General features: G+C 46.3%; 14 protein-coding genes and 1 pseudogene. 3 read left to right on the forward strand and 12 right to left on the reverse strand.

The annotated features are described in order from the left end of the window. Window positions 1–178: 178 nt before the first annotated feature. Genes ACJJIO_RS18425 through ACJJIO_RS18450 form a run of 6 tightly spaced genes read right to left on the reverse strand, consistent with a single transcriptional unit; the run spans window position 179 to window position 6,579 of the window. The gene (locus ACJJIO_RS18425) at window positions 179–1,975 is read right to left on the reverse strand and encodes a glycosyltransferase family 2 protein (protein ID WP_444909390.1); all 1,797 of its coding nucleotides are present in this window, start codon (window positions 1,973–1,975) and stop codon (window positions 179–181) included. A 36-nt stretch (window positions 1,976–2,011) separates the two neighbouring features. Then, on the reverse strand, window positions 2,012–3,136 hold the full coding sequence (glf, locus tag ACJJIO_RS18430) for a UDP-galactopyranose mutase (RefSeq protein ID WP_444909391.1): 1,125 nt from the start codon (window positions 3,134–3,136) through the stop codon (window positions 2,012–2,014). Beyond that, on the reverse strand, window positions 3,133–4,068 hold the full coding sequence (locus ACJJIO_RS18435; RefSeq protein ID WP_444909392.1) for a glycosyltransferase: 936 nt from the start codon (window positions 4,066–4,068) through the stop codon (window positions 3,133–3,135). The genes glf and ACJJIO_RS18435 overlap by 4 nt, the downstream gene beginning before the upstream one ends. Before the next feature lie 26 nt (window positions 4,069–4,094). Then, window positions 4,095–5,096: a hypothetical protein gene (locus ACJJIO_RS18440; protein WP_444909393.1), complete on the reverse strand. Its 1,002-nt coding sequence runs from the start codon at window positions 5,094–5,096 to the stop codon at window positions 4,095–4,097. Beyond that, complete coding sequence (locus ACJJIO_RS18445; RefSeq protein ID WP_444909394.1) at window positions 5,093–5,815, reverse strand: ABC transporter ATP-binding protein; 723 nt, start codon at window positions 5,813–5,815, stop codon at window positions 5,093–5,095. Before ACJJIO_RS18445 ends, ACJJIO_RS18440 begins: the two co-directional genes overlap by 4 nt. After that, window positions 5,812–6,579 carry an ABC transporter permease gene (locus ACJJIO_RS18450; RefSeq protein ID WP_444909395.1) on the reverse strand — a complete coding sequence of 256 codons (768 nt, stop codon included), beginning with the start codon at window positions 6,577–6,579 and terminating at the stop codon, window positions 5,812–5,814. The genes ACJJIO_RS18445 and ACJJIO_RS18450 overlap by 4 nt, the downstream gene beginning before the upstream one ends. 216 nt (window positions 6,580–6,795) lie before the next feature. On the opposite strand from ACJJIO_RS18450, the gene ACJJIO_RS18455 reads away from it, so the two are divergent. From ACJJIO_RS18455 to ACJJIO_RS18465, 3 genes and pseudogenes are all read left to right on the forward strand, one after another. Next, on the forward strand, window positions 6,796–7,827 hold the full coding sequence (locus ACJJIO_RS18455) for a glycosyltransferase (RefSeq protein WP_507014964.1): 1,032 nt from the start codon (window positions 6,796–6,798) through the stop codon (window positions 7,825–7,827). Further along, window positions 7,824–8,936 (forward strand): glycosyltransferase family 4 protein, encoded by a 1,113-nt coding sequence (locus ACJJIO_RS18460; RefSeq protein WP_444909397.1) that lies wholly within the window; start codon window positions 7,824–7,826, stop codon window positions 8,934–8,936. The genes ACJJIO_RS18455 and ACJJIO_RS18460 overlap by 4 nt, the downstream gene beginning before the upstream one ends. A gap of 349 nt (window positions 8,937–9,285) precedes the next feature. Continuing rightward, window positions 9,286–10,258 (forward strand): annotated as a pseudogene (locus ACJJIO_RS18465) (integrase core domain-containing protein). 206 nt (window positions 10,259–10,464) lie between these two features. On the opposite strand, the gene ACJJIO_RS18470 reads toward ACJJIO_RS18465, so the two are convergent. The 6 genes from ACJJIO_RS18470 to ACJJIO_RS18495 form a co-directional block, all read right to left on the reverse strand. Further along, window positions 10,465–12,168, reverse strand: a complete 1,704-nt coding sequence (locus ACJJIO_RS18470; protein ID WP_444909398.1) for a BatD family protein — start codon at window positions 12,166–12,168, stop codon at window positions 10,465–10,467. A gap of 64 nt (window positions 12,169–12,232) precedes the next feature. Then, the gene (locus ACJJIO_RS18475; RefSeq protein ID WP_444909399.1) at window positions 12,233–14,110 is read right to left on the reverse strand and encodes a VWA domain-containing protein; all 1,878 of its coding nucleotides are present in this window, start codon (window positions 14,108–14,110) and stop codon (window positions 12,233–12,235) included. Beyond that, complete coding sequence (locus tag ACJJIO_RS18480; protein WP_444911015.1) at window positions 14,110–15,147, reverse strand: vWA domain-containing protein; 1,038 nt, start codon at window positions 15,145–15,147, stop codon at window positions 14,110–14,112. Before ACJJIO_RS18480 ends, ACJJIO_RS18475 begins: the two co-directional genes overlap by 1 nt. Next, window positions 15,140–15,691, reverse strand: a complete 552-nt coding sequence (locus ACJJIO_RS18485; protein WP_444909400.1) for a DUF4381 domain-containing protein — start codon at window positions 15,689–15,691, stop codon at window positions 15,140–15,142. The genes ACJJIO_RS18480 and ACJJIO_RS18485 overlap by 8 nt, the downstream gene beginning before the upstream one ends. A gap of 100 nt (window positions 15,692–15,791) precedes the next feature. Beyond that, a complete protein-coding gene (locus ACJJIO_RS18490; RefSeq protein WP_252081977.1) occupies window positions 15,792–16,763 on the reverse strand; it encodes a DUF58 domain-containing protein in 972 nt (323 codons plus the stop codon). Continuing rightward, window positions 16,763–17,734, reverse strand: a complete 972-nt coding sequence (locus ACJJIO_RS18495) for an AAA family ATPase (RefSeq protein WP_444884591.1) — start codon at window positions 17,732–17,734, stop codon at window positions 16,763–16,765. Before ACJJIO_RS18495 ends, ACJJIO_RS18490 begins: the two co-directional genes overlap by 1 nt. Window positions 17,735–17,764 lie beyond the last annotated feature (30 nt).

The following is a 17,764-nucleotide window of genomic DNA, read 5'->3' on the forward strand; positions in this document are numbered from 1 at the left end:
CTTTAACTGAATATCGAGTTCCATATTTTTATGTTGCTATACTTATAATGTATTTTGAGATTGGAGGTTTTTCAGTGCAGAGCATTGGGATTTAGGTGTCACTTTAACTCTTGATAAAAAACACAATCAAATTTTTGTGGCTTTAGATTCCATAAAAAATGGTCGACAGGGTTGTTGTTTACTTTAGTTTTAGAAATTTTTTCCAGAAAATTATGGATGTCATTTTGTTAAAGTTATCGAGGTAACTTTTTTTTGCCTCTGGAAATTTTTTGTAAGATGTTATGCATGTCACAGTTAATTGAATTAGGATTCCAAAAAAGCGAGCGGTGTTACGTTGAGCTATAAAACCAGAAGTCAAGGAGGGTTGAGTATATTGCACGTAACGAGAACGAAAGCATTTTGTATAGTCTAAATCATAAATCTCCAGAATTCTGATTTTTTCATGCTCGGATGATTCTTCAGGACGAAGGCAGAATTTGGGCAGGAGGTGCCCATTTAAAGTTAGTTTGGACAGGATCTTAAGGTGCGGCATAACTATAGTATCATCTAGTTTATGCTTAGGTACTTTGGGAGTAGTAATTGTCTTTGCTACATCTTTCTGTGAGCTTATAAGCTGACTGTGCAGCTCATCTGGTAATGTATCGTGAAGATGCAAATAGCCCCTTAATGCGGCTTTAGTTCCATCGATCACTTTTTGTGCTGAGTCATATCTATAGCCAAGCGACAAAACTAGGACTGTCTTGATAAGTCGTCGACACATCGAAAAGTAATTAAAGTCAGCATCATGGATGCTTCTAGCAATAAATGAATTTCTTTCCTCGTAAAAGAATGTTGATGACGAGTATTTATTTTCAAATGGTTCATGCCACACTCCGATACCATTTAAGTCAATTATCTTGACCTTTCTTTTTGTTGCTCTTAATGAAAACTCTACATCATCCCACTTTAAAAAAACAGGTATTGGCAAGCCGAGCTCTTTGAATACTTCGGTAGAGGCTGAGAAGAACCACCATCCCGCATAAGCTTTTGTAACCTCTTGGTCGTTTTCCAAGAGTGCACTAAGATTGTTCAGATTAATTTTGCTTTTAATCGGGATGAAGTGGGCGTCTTTATTCAGAGTGGCCCCATTTTCATGTTGAATGGTTTTATTATCGAGCCGCAACATGCTCCCGCTTACTGCTATTTGGTCACTTATACAGTGAGAGTAAAATGATTGCAGGCGTGTAAATATTGAAGGTTCTATTACGATATCGTCATCACATAAAATGATGTGGCTATATGTAGATTTTGACGACAAAACCTCTATTAACCCTCTAGCGAAGCCGCCTGATCCACCATAGTTTTTGTTGAAAATCACCTTGGCAGATGAATTTTCAAGGTTGCTTAGAGTCTTTCCATTATCTATAACGACAAGGTCTATGGTGACTTCGGAGGAAAGGCTTTTTTTAAGTTCTTTAATTGTATTGATGTTTTTTTCCACAAACTTTTCTCGCTTATATGTGGGCATAATCAAAGCGAGAGAGGCGTTTCTCTTAGGTTTGCTTTTGGTGGAAAAAGCTAGATTGTAAACTTTTGCAATACTTTTGTTAGTTTTAAGCTCAACATAGATTAGCCCTGACCCTAAGGCATTTCCTAAATCAATACTGATTGTGAAGCTTGACTTATCCTTAAAGTCAATCTCTGTTTGGTTGAGAGTGATAACGCCTCGTTTCCTTGAGGCAAACATTACATTGCACTTAAAAGAGCCTGAAGCGGTAATTTTTAGGCTCAATGAATTTAGATTACAATACTTCTTCCACTTCCCATAATTGAAAACATTAAAGTAAGTGTCAAAGGATAGTGTTGAGAATTCACTTAGCCGCCAAAATGAAGGGTTCGATTGATAGCGTACATCTCCTGAGCATCGCTGGTATAGCGAAAGCTCTTCAGATACGCTGTCGTTTGGAGGAATAATTGTGTGAATGTTGATGCTCATGGGAGATGCTGCTACCGAACCTCTTTTAAATATTATTTATTTTTTTGAGTTGTCCAAGAAGGTTTTTGCTGCAACTAAGGCTTCTTTGATTGTGATATCCATATCGAGATAGCGGTATGTGCCCAGTCTGCCGACAAAAGTTACATTTGGGATGGCTTTAGCGCATTTTTCATAGGTTTCGAGCATTTTGATTTCGCCTGCTAATCGGATGGGGTAGTAAGGAATATCACCCTCCTCACAAGATCTGGAATATTCATGGTAAAGCACGGTCTTTTCATGATCTTCCCAGGGCGCAAAATGTTTATGTTCTGTAATGCGTGTAAATGGCACTTTCTCTTCTGTATAATTGATAACAGCATTTCCTTGAGCGTCACCTTCTTGAATGCTTCGTTTAAAGTCCAGGGTTCTATATCCAAGGCGGCCGTGCTGATAGCCAAAGAAGGCGTCCAAAGGGCCTGACCAGAAGGTGTGCCCGTAATTACTTCTTGCTTCTGGGTCAAATGTACTATTCAAATATACTTTAATATTTTGATGGTCTAATATTTTAGCTACTATTTCCGTGTAACCATTTTTAGGCATCCCTTGGAAGGGGTGATTAAAATAGTTGTCATCATAGTTAAAGCGCACGGGGAGGCGCTTTAAAATTGAAGCTGGTAGCTCAGAAGGGTGAAGCCCCCACTGTTTTTGAGTGTAGCCTTTGAAAAATGCCTCATATAAATCCTTACCTACAAAGCGGAGTGCTTGTTCCTCAAAGGTTTTTGGATCTTCAATAGATAAGTCTGCTTTAGATTCAATCCATGCTGCAGCTTCTTTCGGCGAAAAGGTTTTCCCGAAAAATTGGTTTATTGTATGTAAATTAATTGGTAGGCTAAAAACGCTGTCGTTGTAAATTGCTTTGACGCGGTTCTTATACGGAACTATTTCTGCATACTTGTTAATATATTTCCAGACTTCTTCATCTGCGGTGTGGAAAATATGAGGTCCATACGTATGGACCATGACGCCTGTTTCCTTGTCGCGTTCTGTGTAGCAATTACCAGCGATATGATTTCTCGCTTCAAATATTTCAATATCAAATCCTGCTTCTGCAAGCTGCCTTCCTATTACCGCCCCAGAAAACCCTGCACCAACTATTGCAACGGTATTTTTCTTTGCGTTCATTTCATTTTTCCTCTAACATTTTTTGTGAAATCTATTAGCGCTTTAAAAATTTCCATGCCCTGAGGCCTTGTTGAAATTTTAAGGCTGGAGAGTATGCCTTTAGCCATAAATCTAATAAAAAGATAAGGCATTGCCGCTTTATAGTGCCAGGAAGATACGTAAAGAAAATTTCTAACATCGTAATATTTAATTCCTGGTCTAAAAGCATTTTTTTTGTTTGGGTGGGTTACACGAGCGGACGGTTCAATAAAGGTCTTGTAGCCAGCCTTGCGCGCCCTCAGGCACCACTCAACATCGTCAAAATGTAAGAAAAAATCTGAAAAATTTTGGAGCTCCTTTGCCAATGTTAACGGCATAAGCATACAGGCTGCTGACGAGTAATCGCTTTCAAAAGGCTTATTTGGAAGATTTTCAATATTCTGGCCGTTGTAAAGTAGTTGCTGCCTCGCTTGCCACCAGTTAATCCTAGCCCCAGCTTCGGTGACGATGTGAGTATTGTCTTTGTCAAGAATGACGCCCCCAATAATGCTATTTCCAGATTTAAGTTCGGCAGCATGTACCAATTTTTTAAGTGTTTGTTTTTGTGGTGTGGCATCATCATCTAGCAGCCAAATATATTTAGCTGTGCCCTTTAGTAATGCCTGCTTTATCCCATTGCTGAAGCCGCCAGAGCCGCCAATATTTTTCGATAGATTTATAAGGTTATATGTTTTGGTTGACAACCTATTCTCTTTAATGAAATCTTGTACGACTTGCTTAGTATCATCATCGCTATTGTTGTTGACGATTGTTACATGGTAGTGGTCTTTTGAGTAATCCAGCCCTTGCAAAAGTTTTAGTTGTTTTAGCAAGTCAACGCTTCGATTGTATGTTACAACTACAATCTCTACTTCTGGAATAGTTGATAGTTTCTTTTCAAATTCTAGAGGCAAGCTGCTACAACCCTGGTTGATAAATGTTATTTGTGGGAAGACCGCGAAGTCTCGTTTAATTGGCCTTGAAGCTTGTTTTTAATTCTATTTGTTTCGGCCAAGTAGCCTGCGACAATATTTTCTGCTGTATTTATTAGTTTGCTTAATTTTGGTAGACCATGAGATTTTTCTGTTTTGTGAGAGGGGAATGTAATATTGTTGGAGCGTAGTGCTAAGGAATTAAATAGTGATGACATCGCTCTTGCAGTTGTGCGTTTACTCCAGCTGAGGAGTGGACCGCTCTTTTTGTGCTTGGAGCCTCTAGCTAAAGTTTCAGAAAATGTGTTGCGTAAGCCATAAAGTTTGTTGCGAGATAAAATTGATATGGCATAAATTGCGGTAATATCAAGGGTTACATTTCGATGGATACTTGCTGGTTTTAAGTCATCAAGGTTTTTGTTAAGACCAAGTCTATTTAACAAATCGTGAACAATATTTTGTTCGACCCATTGGTTTTTGTCATAGGGGCGAATTATGACTTGTTCTGGGTAAACCCTTTGCCATTTTACTAAAAAAAATGCTTTAAAGGCGGCATTAAATACATAGGGGTCTAATATTGTGGGTACGTGTTTGGCTATAAGATACTGCCTTTTGAATGCCTTCAAAGAGCTGGTACTTTTTAGGCGCTGCAGCATTCCCGATTCCAAATATTCATCCGCTCTACGCAAGTACGCAATGACTTTTATGGTTGGCTGGTTTAGCCAATTCTTGAGCCTTTTAATTTCAATGGTTTTTAAAGCGCAAAAAGCTTCTGAGCTCAATAAAATGTGTGGGGGATTGGTTGCAATTATTTCTTCTAGCTTTTGCCAGCTATTTCCTTTCACTCCTGATTGGAGTTCTAACACTAATGATTCGTGATGATCCTGGTTTTGGACTAGCTCCGGGTATATTATTCCTTTAGATTTTAATAGGGTTCTGTATCGACTTAATGCTGACTGTATAGCGGTGGATCCAGTTTTATCTGAGCCAATATGCAAATATACTTTCACGCTGGTGCAGCCTCAGCCTCAGCCTCAGCCTCAGCCTCAGCCTCGTATGAGTTCAAAACTATCTGCGCATCTCCGATCTCCTTAACCACTCCATTTTCAATCCATAGAATCCTGTCACAGAGGTCTCGTAATGTTTGAAGAGAGTGTGAAACTAAAACCACTGTTTGATTCGACTGTACTCTCTTTCTTAAAGCTTCTCCCGACTTTTTCTTGAACTCTTTATCACCTACACCTAGGATTTCATCAAGCAAAAGTATGTCTGGAGTGGAGTGAATTGCTGCTGCAAATCCGAGACGTGCTTTTTGCCCTGAAGAAAAAGTGCCTACGGGCTCCTTAATCTTATCTCCTAGGCCTGAGAATTCCGCAATAGTAGGGATTAGCTCTTTTGCTTGTCGAATACCACTTCCCTGAGTAACCAAAGCCATAAGTGCATTATCAATTCCGCTGAGATTCTGATTAAAGCCCAAGCCTAAAGAGAGCAGTTGTGATTGGGTGTTGGCAGGGCGATGAATTTTGCCAGTATTTGGTAATATAATTCCTGCCAGCAGCTTAAGTAGACTTGATTTTCCAGCGCCATTTCTCCCAATTACTCCAAGTGTTTCTCCAGCAAATAGGTCAAAAGAAATATCCTTCAAGACCCAATCTGGTTTTGCGAATAGGCTCAATCTTTTGCGGTAGGCAAGGCCTACGTTAGAGAATCTCAATATCGGCGATTTCATAGTAAAACTCTTGGGTAAGTCCTATCTAAGACTTTGATCAATACGAGTGAAAAGCAAAGGGATGAAATGCCGACAGTGAAAGGATATAAGAGCTCTTTGATTGCTGGTACTTGGCCCTCTAATAAAATCGTTCTGTAGCTATTAAATATTTCAGCATAAGGGTTTAACAGCAAGAGGTCTTGAGTCTCCTGCGGGCGGCTGCTGATATCAAAAAAAATTCCAGATGTAAAAAGAACCCCTGTTACACACAAAGGGATTAAATGCCTCAGATCCGGAATAAGGGGGACAGTGGCAGCGGCTAGCAAACTCAAGCCTAGATTAACTATAAGCTGAGAAAAAATTACAGGAATAAGTACGAGCCATGCTGATTTCGGGGGGAAGCCCGACAACCATACCGCCCCAAGGAGAATTGGTAAGATGCATATAAATCTTAAGAATATAGATAAATTAATTGAGCAAGGAAAAATCCACTTAGGCAAATAAAACTGCCCAAGAATTCCCTTGTTGTTAATTATTGATTCGGCACTATTGCTGATACAGGATGCAAACCATTTGAACGGCAGCATCCCGCAAAGTAGAAATATCAGAAAACCTGAGCCAGTCTGGTTATCGCGGAATCCTGACGAGAATGCGAAATATAGAAGTGCCGTGAGAAGAAGAGGTTCCATTACCCACCAGATGGTCCCAAGGTAGGTGTTTTCCATGTCGGCTTTGAGAGCGTTAAGGCCTCTAAGCCAGACAATATTGAAGTAATTCTTAAGCATCCAGGTGTTACGGTTACTAGTACAGAGGCCGGATTATAATGACAAAACAGCCGAAAATATACAGTAAAAGCTTTAGAAACAACAGCTTACATGTTGTAAACTGTCGCACAAAGTTTGAATGGGCTTTAGGTTTTGGTACAAAAAGTAACCGCAACTCATTGTTATAGAACGTTTCTTCCTGAAACACAGGGAGGGGTAGAACAAGCTATATTCCAAATGGCCCGAGGGGGTGGTGAAGTCTTGTCGCTTTCATCCCGACCTGGCTCGTTTGAGCTTGATCGGGGTTTGCATGTTCGGGTAAGCCGTCGATGGTTCTCCATTAAGTCAATGTGCTTTGGTCCTGGTTTGATTTTGGATATGTGGCGAAGCAAAGCGAGAGTATTGCATCTGCATTTTCCTTGGCCATTTGGTGATATTGTTTATTTGTTGGCTGGAAGGCGGCGCCCTCTAATCGTGACCTACCATTCAGATGTGGTGAGGCAAAAATGGCTATTAAGGCTTTATACCCCTTTCATGAATCGGTTTTTTGCAAAAGCGGATCGAATCGTGGCCACTTCCGAGCAATATGTGAAGACAAGCGAGTTTTTAAAGCGTTGGAAACACAAGGTTTCTGTTATCCCTTTGGGTATTGATGAAGACGCTTTGCCTTTAGCAACTGAAAGTGATCTTGAGAGGTTTGAGCGAGCTTACGGGCGCGGTTATATGCTTTTTGTTGGGGTCCTTCGATATTATAAGGGGCTTGAGTATTTAATCCGGGCCGCTGAAGGTTTGGGTAGTCGTATATTAATTGCTGGGGTAGGGCCCGAGGAAAGGCGGATGCGCTCTCTTGTTCGGGATCTGGGCCTAACTAATGTGGAGTTCTTAGGTTTTGTATCTGAAAAGGAAAAGTCTGCGTTATATCAATTGTGTGGGGCTGTAGTTTTCCCATCTCATCTACGGTCGGAAGCCTTTGGGGTCACGTTGATTGAAGGGCTTATGGCAGGCAAGCCGCTAATAAGTTGCGAGATTGGTACTGGCACGAGCTTCGTTAATCAGAGCGGAGTTACTGGTCACGTTGTGCAGCCAGCAGATGTTAATGCTCTCCGATGTGCCATGCTAGATCTTATTGATAATCAAGGGAAAGCGAGGGATATGGGCTTGGCTGCCCGGAAGCGTTACGAGGAATTATTTACAGGTAAGGTGATGAGGGCTTCATATCAGAAGCTTTATAGGGAGGTGCTTGGTTGTGATGAGGGTGAGGTGGTTTGAGTCAGGCCGGGAGGGGTATACTTAAAATTGGCGTGGATGCTAGGCCGCTATCAGTTGCTACAACGGGAATTGGGCGCTATACAGAGGCGATTATTGGTCGTTTACTTAAGAGTGGTCATAAATGGTTTCTTTATAGTGATGCCCCTCTTCCAAAATCATATTATGGCATCTCCAACGTAGTGGTCAGGGCGGGGGCGAGAGGTCACAAAGCCTTGGGTAGCGTATTTGCACAGACGTTTTTTCCATGCTGGGCAAAGTGTGACTCTATAGATGTATTTTGGTCTCCTAGGCATCATTTGCCATTACTAATGCCGCCACCCATCAAAAAGGTGGTGACAGTCCATGATGTTGTCTGGGCCAGGTTTCCTGAGACTATGTCAGTTTTTGGTAGATATCTTGAGAGGGCCTTAATGCCTTCTTCTGTTCGTTTGGCTCATGCAGTTATAGCTGTGTCACAGTTTACTAAAAATGAGCTAGAGAAGTTGATACCGGAATCTATAGGGAAAATCACTGTAATTCCTGAAGCTCCCTTCCTGGAGGGTACGTCAACTTTGAAAGATGGTAAATACTTCTTATTTGTTGGCACCTTGGAACCTCGAAAAAATCTAGCTCGTTTGCTCAAAGCCTATCGTGCATATTTGGATATAGTCTCGGTTGAATCGTTGCCGCTTTATATTTGTGGTGGAGCTGGTTGGGGCTTGCCGCAGATAAGTGAGATTATTCGGGAGTTGGGTTTGGAGAAGAATGTAAGGGTGCTGGGGTATGTACCAGATACTGAATTAAGTGCTCTGTATTTGAACTCTAGGGCATTGCTGATGCCATCGATTTATGAAGGGTTTGGCCTTCCTATTGTTGAGGCGTTTTCGCAAAACACGCCTGTATTGACGTCGAATACTGGAGCGATGCGAGAGGTTGCGGGTGCGGGGGGGGTGTTGGTGGATCCTTTTTGTATCCAGGATATGGCGGCTGGCTTGGTGCAATTGCATCGTAATTTGATGCTTGTTCGTAATCTTCAGCAGCAGGCTAAGCAGAGGAGGAGGCGGTTTTGCTGGGATCAAGCAGCTAAAGATACTCTAGAGATACTTGAGCGAGTATCCTATATAGAATAGTTGCAAGCCCTACCTTTGTTTACCTTTTTTCTAATGTGGGAGTGGTGTCGGAAAAAGTCCCCACTTTCATTATTGTACGTATCTTAATTGTTAAAAGGTCATGAAATAGCTTTTGGCAATAGGAAGAGAAGAGGCAGATTTGTTTGTGGGGATATTTTTTAATGAGGTAGCTGAGTCGCTTGTAGGTGGCTTATGTTGAATGATTTAGGTTCTATGAGGTGAAATAGTTCAGGTCCAATCTGACACTCTCTTGAAAAAGAGCGATTTATCAGTTTTATTAAGGTACCTAAACCTAACCTAAACCCAAACCTAAAATCAAAGCTGATCCTAATGATGGCACATTAAAAAAATGACTGGACTGCTAAACCGGGCAGAGAAATTTGGTAATCTCTCCATGGCTTGTGGGATGCGCGGTGTGTAGAAAGCCCCTTTTTATCGCTGCAAGGAAGCCGTTTCAAGCGGCGGCGTGGAAGCCCTTAACGAGAAGAATCGACATAAAACCGTGTTTACGCTGTGATTGAGCAGCTAGTGTCGATATATGCCCTCCAGGCGCCTGCCCATGGGCGGTTTTGAATATCTAATGAATTGCGTAGGTGGGGTGTATTTGTGGCCCCCATTGGCGTTCAGGGCATCTGGTTAAGGTGTGACTTGGTTAACGTCAAATTACTTTTAAAAGCGCTAAGGCCAAAGTAACTGAAAAGGAGCTGATGCTCACTGAATCTCAAGTTCAGGCTTTGGGGCGAAAGCAACACGGTCAAGAAGTCTGCGGTGAAATTAATGCCCATCACTTAGGATATTTGCTCTTGCAAGATACCTTTTACCTAGGAGCATTTTAGGTGTTGGCTAGTCTATCAGTAAACCTGTGTTAATCACTATGCAAAGCTGGCCTATTACAAGCTGTACACCACTAGAGCCCCGGTCACTAGGATAGGCCTTTCGAGCGATAATAGTGTATTACCACTATACGCTATGCATGATCTGCCAGTGCTACTGACCGCAGTACAGAGTATTGTGACTAGTCAGAGCAGTATCATAATTAGTTACACTTGAATGTGAATGAGTATGCCAAGACAAAAGTGAGGTATCCGCAGGCGAACTGTATCTGCTAACGCTTCCATAAAACTATTTTACAAGAGCTCTACCAATCTTTATTGCGTCGCAAGGCCTACAAATCTATGGGAGAGCCTCAAAAGAATTTGGATGAATGGCTCACATATTACCATAACGAGAGAGCCCATCAAGGTAAGGAGTGCTGCGGTCGAACACCGATAGCAACCCTTGAAGATGGAAAAAGTATCTGGAAGGAAAAGCTCGTAAGCTGAATTTGACTTGACAGGGCCGCCCCCTGAAAAACTGGTAACTATCAGATCAAGTCTGAATTACTACATATGAGTGCTAATATCTATTGCGACTTTCTCAATATTGGTTAGCCTATTTGAGCCCTTGGGGTAGTTTTCAAGTTATTTCTTTGAGGGTGGTCCTACCTAATTCTTACGAGCCAAAAACGTTGGTTTTTGTGGAGGCAGTGTCAAGTAAATAGCTTCGGTAACTCCCCATCTTCCAAAATTTTATCCATACCACCCTCTCGACTCATCAACCTATCAACCAGAACTTTTATCTTCACTATATTTAGCGGTTTAACAGGTTCTTGATAGATGGCTGCGCTGAGCAGCGATTGGATCTCATGAAGCTCCTCAAAGCCTAACTGGTGCGAAACCTCACTTAAATTATTACCCTCAACTTGTGGCCAGCGTTGCTGAAGCCAGTCGAGTAGGGCTTGTTGAATGTGTCTAGGATCTTCACTTTCAAGAGCCTTCTTTAGCTTGGCTTCGTGGTGCATTTTTCTTGCTGGCTTGGCGCTCGCTGTGGGCTGTTCCAGCCGTTGGGGACGATATCGATAAAGGTAAAAAATCCACAGAAGGTGAGAGGCAAGGGCGGCTATGGCCAGGTTGCGCCAGAAATGATCTTGCTCCTCCAAAGTGGTGGTTCCAGGTACCAATGTGGGGAGATTTCCCGGCTCTTGAGTTTGGGGTGTGGCTGCAGCAGTACCGCTGACTTCAAAGCGGAAGGCGGGGAGCTGGGTGGCGCGCTGTTTTTGGCTCTTGGTATCCCACCAGGTGAGTGTGACGGCGGGTAGCTGATAATTGCCGGGCTGAGTGGCGACGATTGCGGTAGTTTCTATGCGGCTACCTGTTACCCCATTTGGGCCTATCTGATCTTCTTGTTGTGGCTGATCTGGGTAGGTTTTAAGGCCTTCAATATCCAACTTGGGGAGAGGTGGTAGTTGGGCTGCACGCAGACCTTCTGCCCGTATGGTGAGAATACGGGTTATGGGCTCGCCGACAGTAAAGGTATCCGGGTTTTGGCTCCAACTTTGTACGATTCCGAGACTTGCAGCGGGCAGCCAGTGGGCACCGCTGTAGCTGTCAGGCTTGGGAAGGACCTCAATAGTTTTTGCCTGGGAACGCAATCGCAATCTCTGGCTGTTGCGATTGAACAGTGAGAAAGGATCTCGGCGACCGGCAACCGCAACATAAGTCATTGCCGGGATAGCGAGCTGGCCAGAGCTATCGGGAAAAACGGCATAAGTGAGTTCATATACCGCATGGCTGATACCTCCGAGCTTGCGCTCATAGCGCTGTTCATCGACTTTTTCTACATGGGCGCCTGCTACTTGTAAAGGTTCGGTGGCGATATCGTGCAGGCCGATTGTTGTATATAGGCGCACCTTAACAAGTAGCTGTTCTTGTACGTAGACTTTATCTTTATCTAATTCGATCTCCAGAAAGGCTTTGCGATCGGCACCGTCGGGCGCACTACCGGCTTCGCTGACTTTTATAGGGATTGCATCAGAAACTTGTCCCTTATAGTGAAGAGAGGGAATAAACAGCTCTCCTTCCCGCTTTGGTGCCAGTGTGAGCGTCCATTCGACGAAGCTTTCCGCACGACCATTAATTACCCGATATTGGTTGGACTGCTGACGGGATAGAATATCGAAATCCTGCTCAAGTAATTCGAAATCGGGTTGGCCGCCATTCTCATCACCGGAGTAGCGCACGCGCAGATTCAGGGTCTCATCAATACCAATTTTATTGCGGTCCACGCTGGCATTGAGGTCGCTGCCCCAACTGCTTGCGGGCAGGCAAAAGAGAGCAAGAAATAATAGCAGGCAATGAAGCCCTGTAAGGTTTAGTGGCCGAGTAAGTTTATGTTTTAAAAAAAAGCTATCCATAAGCCTTCCTGGGGTTTGGTCACATCTAAAGCCGAAAATAATGTTGTGCATTGTGGGCATCTTTCTACCACCTCTGGGTAGCGCCGTTTTCAGGAGGCTCCCACTCGCCACTGCGATAGGCACGCCGTCTTTGCAGACTTTCGTATTTAAATTTTTCTCGCATCAAGCCGGCGGGGTCATCGGGAATTTGGCGCAGCCATTGGTCAAGAGCCTGCTGGGTTTCTGGGTCTAATTGTCGCTCTTCGTTGCCGGCGGGTTGGGGCTTTCCTTGCTGTTCTTTTTGCTCTTCTTCGCCCTGTTGGCCTTGCTGAGACTGCTGTTCCTGTTCATTTTTCTGTTGCTCAGCATTTTCAGATTGCTGTTGGTCTGATTGCTCCTGCTCTTGACCGGATTGCTGCTCGGAGGGCTGAGGTTCGCCAGAGGAGGGCTGCTGTTGGCTCTCCTGTTGTTGACTTTGTTGGTTTTGCTGTTGGTTGCCGGCCTGCTGCTCCTGTTCTTGGTCCTGCTTATCTTGTTGTTCTTGTTGATCACCGGATTGCTGTTGGTTTTGTTGTTGTTGGCGCTCTTGAAGCTCCTTGAGTTTCTCGGCAATTTCCCGATTGTGTTGCGCATCGGAGAATTGCGGGGCTTGGGCCAGAGCCTGGTCATAGGCTTCAATGGCGCGCTCATAGTCGCCCTGTTGCACTAGGCTATTGCCCAGGTTGTATAGGCCTTGCGCATCATTTAATTGGGCAAAGTCCTGCTGAGCAGCGGCATAATCACCGGCGCGATAATTTGCCGTGCCCCGCCATTCTGGGTTGCGGAAAGTTTCGGCGGCTTCGGCAGACTCCCCTTTGTTGAGTAATTCCTGTCCCTGCTGATCTTTGCGTTGCCAGAGGTCTTTCCATTCAAAAGCCTGACCTTCACTCGGTAGGCCCAAGTAAAGGGCGAGGGGCAGGGTGCAGGCGAGAGTGCCACGGCGAAACAGTAGGGCAGCAAAGGGCAGGAGGAGTAAAATCAACAAGGGGCCTTCATCGCGCCATTGGTCGAATTCTCGCTCGGTCAATTCGGCCTGCTCGGGGGTTTCGCTTTGCGGCAACAGGTGTTCTATGTCGGCGTCGTTGACGGTGATCTTGGCGTAACGGCCGCCGCTGCCTCTAGCGAGTTTGCGCAGCTCCCGTGGATCAAAATTGGCAATCACAATTGCGCCATTACTATCTGTGACGAAGCCGCCACTATTGCCGCGGGGGATTGGGCTGCCCTCGCCACTGCCGACAGCGAGGATATTGAGTTCAACTCCAGCTTCCGTCAGGGATTTGGCGACAATATCCGCAGCCGTTGGCTCAATGCCGTCAGTGACTGCGAGGAGTTGTCCGCGTCCCGCAGAGCCATCCTTGAGTAGGCGAATACCGGTCTGCACAGCCATCTCAATGTTGCTGCCTGGTACCGGCATAATGGCAGGGGATAATGCGGGAACCAGGTTGGCGATGGTGGCGGTATCTTCCGTCAGTGGTGTGACCACATGGGCTTCGCCGGCATAGGCTACCAGGGCGGTCAGGCCATCTTTGCGCTCACGAAGAATGTCCAGAATTTTCAATCTTGCACGGGTGAGACGGTTGGGGGCGAGATCTGTCGCCATCATAGAGGGAGACAGATCCAATAAAATCACCAGGGCATCTTGATTGCTGTAAACCGGTGTCGGCAATTTTCTCCAGGTGGGCCCCGACATAGCGATAATCATGGCGGCGAGTAATGCAAAGATTAACCCGAACAACCAGGGGCGCTTGGCACCGCCGCGCATCAGAAGGTGCGGTAACAAATCTGCATCAATCACCTTTTGCAGCTGGGCATTGTTTAGAACGATTTTGCCCAAGCCCCAGCAAATGAGTGCTGCGGGGATTAATAGCCAAAGCCAGTAGGGGCGGAGAAAATGAAACGATTGGAGTAGCTCAGGTATGTTCACTATGCCTGGCCTCCGTTGGTAGTGGTTTGTTTATTGCCGTTGCCGGAATATCTGAAATTAGTGGTGAGAGGAGCCAATGCCCAAATAGAAGATAGGAGTAGGGCTACTCCAAGCGGCCATACAAATAGGGACTTCAGTGGGCGGTAGCTTTCTGCTTCCTGCTCCACAGGTTCCAGTTCATCCAATTCCGAATAGATTTCTGCCAGTTCCTGGGGGTTATGAGCGCGGAAATAGCGCCCCCCCGTTGTATCGGCAATCGCCTGCAGGGTCTTGCTGTCGAGATCCCTGGAGGGGTTAATTCTACGGCTGCCATAGCGGCTGCCCAATAAGCCCGGTTGAACCATTTCCTCGGCACCCACACCGATGGTGTAAACCGTAATGCCCGCTTGCTGTGCAAGTTCGGCGGCTTTCAGTGGGGAGACTTCGCCGGCAGTATTGGCGCCGTCGGTGAGCAGGATTAGCACGCGCTGCTCGGCTGGGCGCTGGGTTAGGCGCTTAACAGAGAGGCCTATAGCATCCCCTATAGCGGTACCCTGGCCGGCGAATCCGATTTGCGCCTCGCGCAATAGGGTCCCTACAGTTTCCCGATCGTAGGTTAGTGGTGCTTGAAGGTAGGCGCGGGTGCCGAATAGCACTAGGCCCAGTCGGTCGCCTTGGCGTCGCTCGACAAAGTCTCCCACTACCTGTTTGACCGCATTAATACGCATTGCCGGGCGCCCGCCAAGGAGCATATCGGGAGTCTCCATACTGCCGGATATGTCTACGGCAACCAATAGATCCCTTGCGCTGCTGGCTTGGGAAATCGGCTCCCCATACCAGCGAGGCCGCGCGGCAGCGCTGATCAGCAGTAACCAAATCAGTGTGAGTAATAATAAATTGAGATAGTTGCTTTGCTCCCCACCACTGCGTTGGGAGAGTTCAGAGTAAAAGGGTACTTTTAAGGCACTGCTCAATGGCTTTGAGCGGGGCATTAGCCACCGCGCGAGTAGTGGCAGTGGGGTGAGCAGGAAAACCCAGGGCCAGGCAAACTCAAACACCGGCATGTTCCTCACTAACTTGTTTTTCAGGTTCCTGCATCGACAGTTGATGCTGCAGGACCCACTGAATAGCGTATTGTTGAAAAGCCTGGCTGCTTTCTGGCTTGGAAGTGCCGCGATAAAGTTGCTCGAGCAATGCTGTCCGTGCCTCATCAGGGCACTTCAGAGAAGCGCTCTGTTCTAAAAAACTTAACCATGCAGTACCGGTGAGGTTGCCACAGCGGGTTCTGCCATAAGTGGTCACAGCAACACGCTTAAGAATTTCGTTGATCTCCCCGGTGGCCTCAGGTCGGCTTATATCTACCGTATTCAATAAATTAACCGCTTTAACCTTGTAGCGGTTGCGCTCAGTTTGTTTGCGCTGATATCTGATCCATAGGGCAATTCCCAGCAGAGATAACATGATTAATAGGGCTAGTAGCCACCAGCCGGGGGCAGGTGGCCACCAGCTTACTGGTGCTGGTTCCTGGATATCGTATAGTTGTGCCAGTAATTCCTGGGCCTCAGGCGAGGGGGGCTGTAGTTGTTGCTGCTTTCTCAGCATAGTTGCCCCCCCGTTGGAATGACTTTGTTGGTAGCGCTAATCGCTCCAATTACATAAAGCCTGCTTGGCGAAAATATAGAGTGCTGTCTATCGCTCACGGCTACTGCCTTTTATTTTTATGCCAGCCGTTTTGCTGGCGTGAACCGTAAAAAGACATTAATTCCCCAACAATGGGTTTTGTATTGTCAAAATCCAAAAGCGGAAGTCGGTGCCTCCGGCATAATTGTTCAACATCGGCGCGGGCCTGGGCCTGCTTCTCTGCAAAATGTTCACGCAGGGGGCGGTTGCCTGCGTACAAAAATGTGCGCTGGCGGCCATCAGAAATTGTCAGGGACTGATCGGGTAAATGCTGTTCCAGCGGATCGGTGATTCGCAGTACCTGTAAATCCGCATGTCTCGACAGCAAATATAATGATTGTGAGCAATCCTGATTGAGGTCATGGCAATCACTTATAAGAAAAAGTGCACTGCCGGGGCGAGCGATACGGCGGGCTTCCTCCAGCAGAGTCTGCATGGATTGGCTGCCATTCTCGGCGATAGGGCTCTGTAATTTAGATGCTCTGTCCACCGCGCTGTGAATCATCGCTAATACGGCATGGTGGCTGCGTTTCGGGCGCACTGTATCGATGTCGTTATCCGAGAAGAGCAGGGCACCAATGCGATCGCTATGTTGCAGTCCAGCCCAGCCCAGCGCGGCGGCAATGCCGCTCGCTGCTACAGATTTGAAAGCGCGATGGCTGCCAAAAAACATCGGTGAACGCAAATCGAGCAGGATAACAATGGGTCTCTCCCGCTCCTCTTGATACAACTTGGTGTGGGTAGTGCCGGTGCGGGCGGTAACACGCCAATCAATTGAGCGCACATCATCGCCGGCCTGGTAATCTCGTACCTCTTCGAAATTCATACCTCGCCCACGGTAGCGGGTAAGAAGGCCACCAGCCTGGTCGCTACGTACCAGGCGCGGTTTAAAGAGTTGTAGCTGGCGTGCGACATAGCGCATTTGTACGAGTGAGTTGACTTCCGGATAGGCGCCGCGCAGGTCCAAATCTGATGGAGGTGTTGCTGTGTGCATCAGATAGCCGGCACCTGTTGCAGCAGGCGCTGAATAACCTGGTCGGTAGTGATACCTGCGGCTTCGGCTTCAAAGCTGAGTAGCAAGCGATGGCGTAAAATATCCGGGGCTACATCCATGACATCATCGGGCGTTACAAAATCGCGGCCATCTAACCATGCGCGTGCACGGGCGCAGCGGTCGAGTGCAATTGTTGCCCTTGGGCTTGCACCAAAATCTAGCCATGATGCCAGCTCGCTGTCATACTTCGCCGGCTCGCGCGTAGCAATGACAAGTTGGACAGTATAGGTTTCCACGGCTTCGACCATCTGCATTTCCAGAATCTGGTTGCGAGCCTGAAAAATGGTCTCCTGACTAATGATTTCGGTAGGGCGATTTTCGCCAAGGGTGGCCTCGGATCTGGCCAGGCGCAGGATTTTTGCTTCCGCCTCGGCATCGGGATAGGCAAGATTCACTTGCATGAGGAACCTATCCAGTTGAGCCTCGGGCAGAGGATAAGTCCCCTCTTGTTCAATGGGGTTTTGAGTGGCCATCACTAAAAATAATTGCGGCAGCGGATAGGTTTTTCGACCCACACTAATTTGTCGCTCAGCCATAGCCTCAAGCAGTGCCGACTGTACTTTGGCCGGCGCGCGGTTTATCTCATCCGCCAGGATCAAGTTGTGAAATACTGGTCCCGGTTGAAAATGGAACTCTCCGGTTTCCGGCCGGTAAATGTCGGTACCGGTAATATCAGCCGGCAGTAAGTCTGGCGTGAATTGAACTCGATGGAAGTCACCCTCAATAGCTTCGCCCAGTGTTTTAATCGCCTTGGTTTTGGCCAGGCCTGGCGCCCCCTCGACAAGCAGGTGTCCATCGGCAAGCAGAGCGATAAGAATGCGATTAACCAGCGTTTCCTGGCCTATGATCTGCTCTTTAAGCCAGTCGCCCAGTGCGATGATGTGATCTCTGTTATTCCGGTTTGCTTCCATAGCGTCTCTTCTTCTACAAATGTACCCGCC

This window comes from Microbulbifer mixtoriginis (SeqCode) (assembly GCF_052467235.1).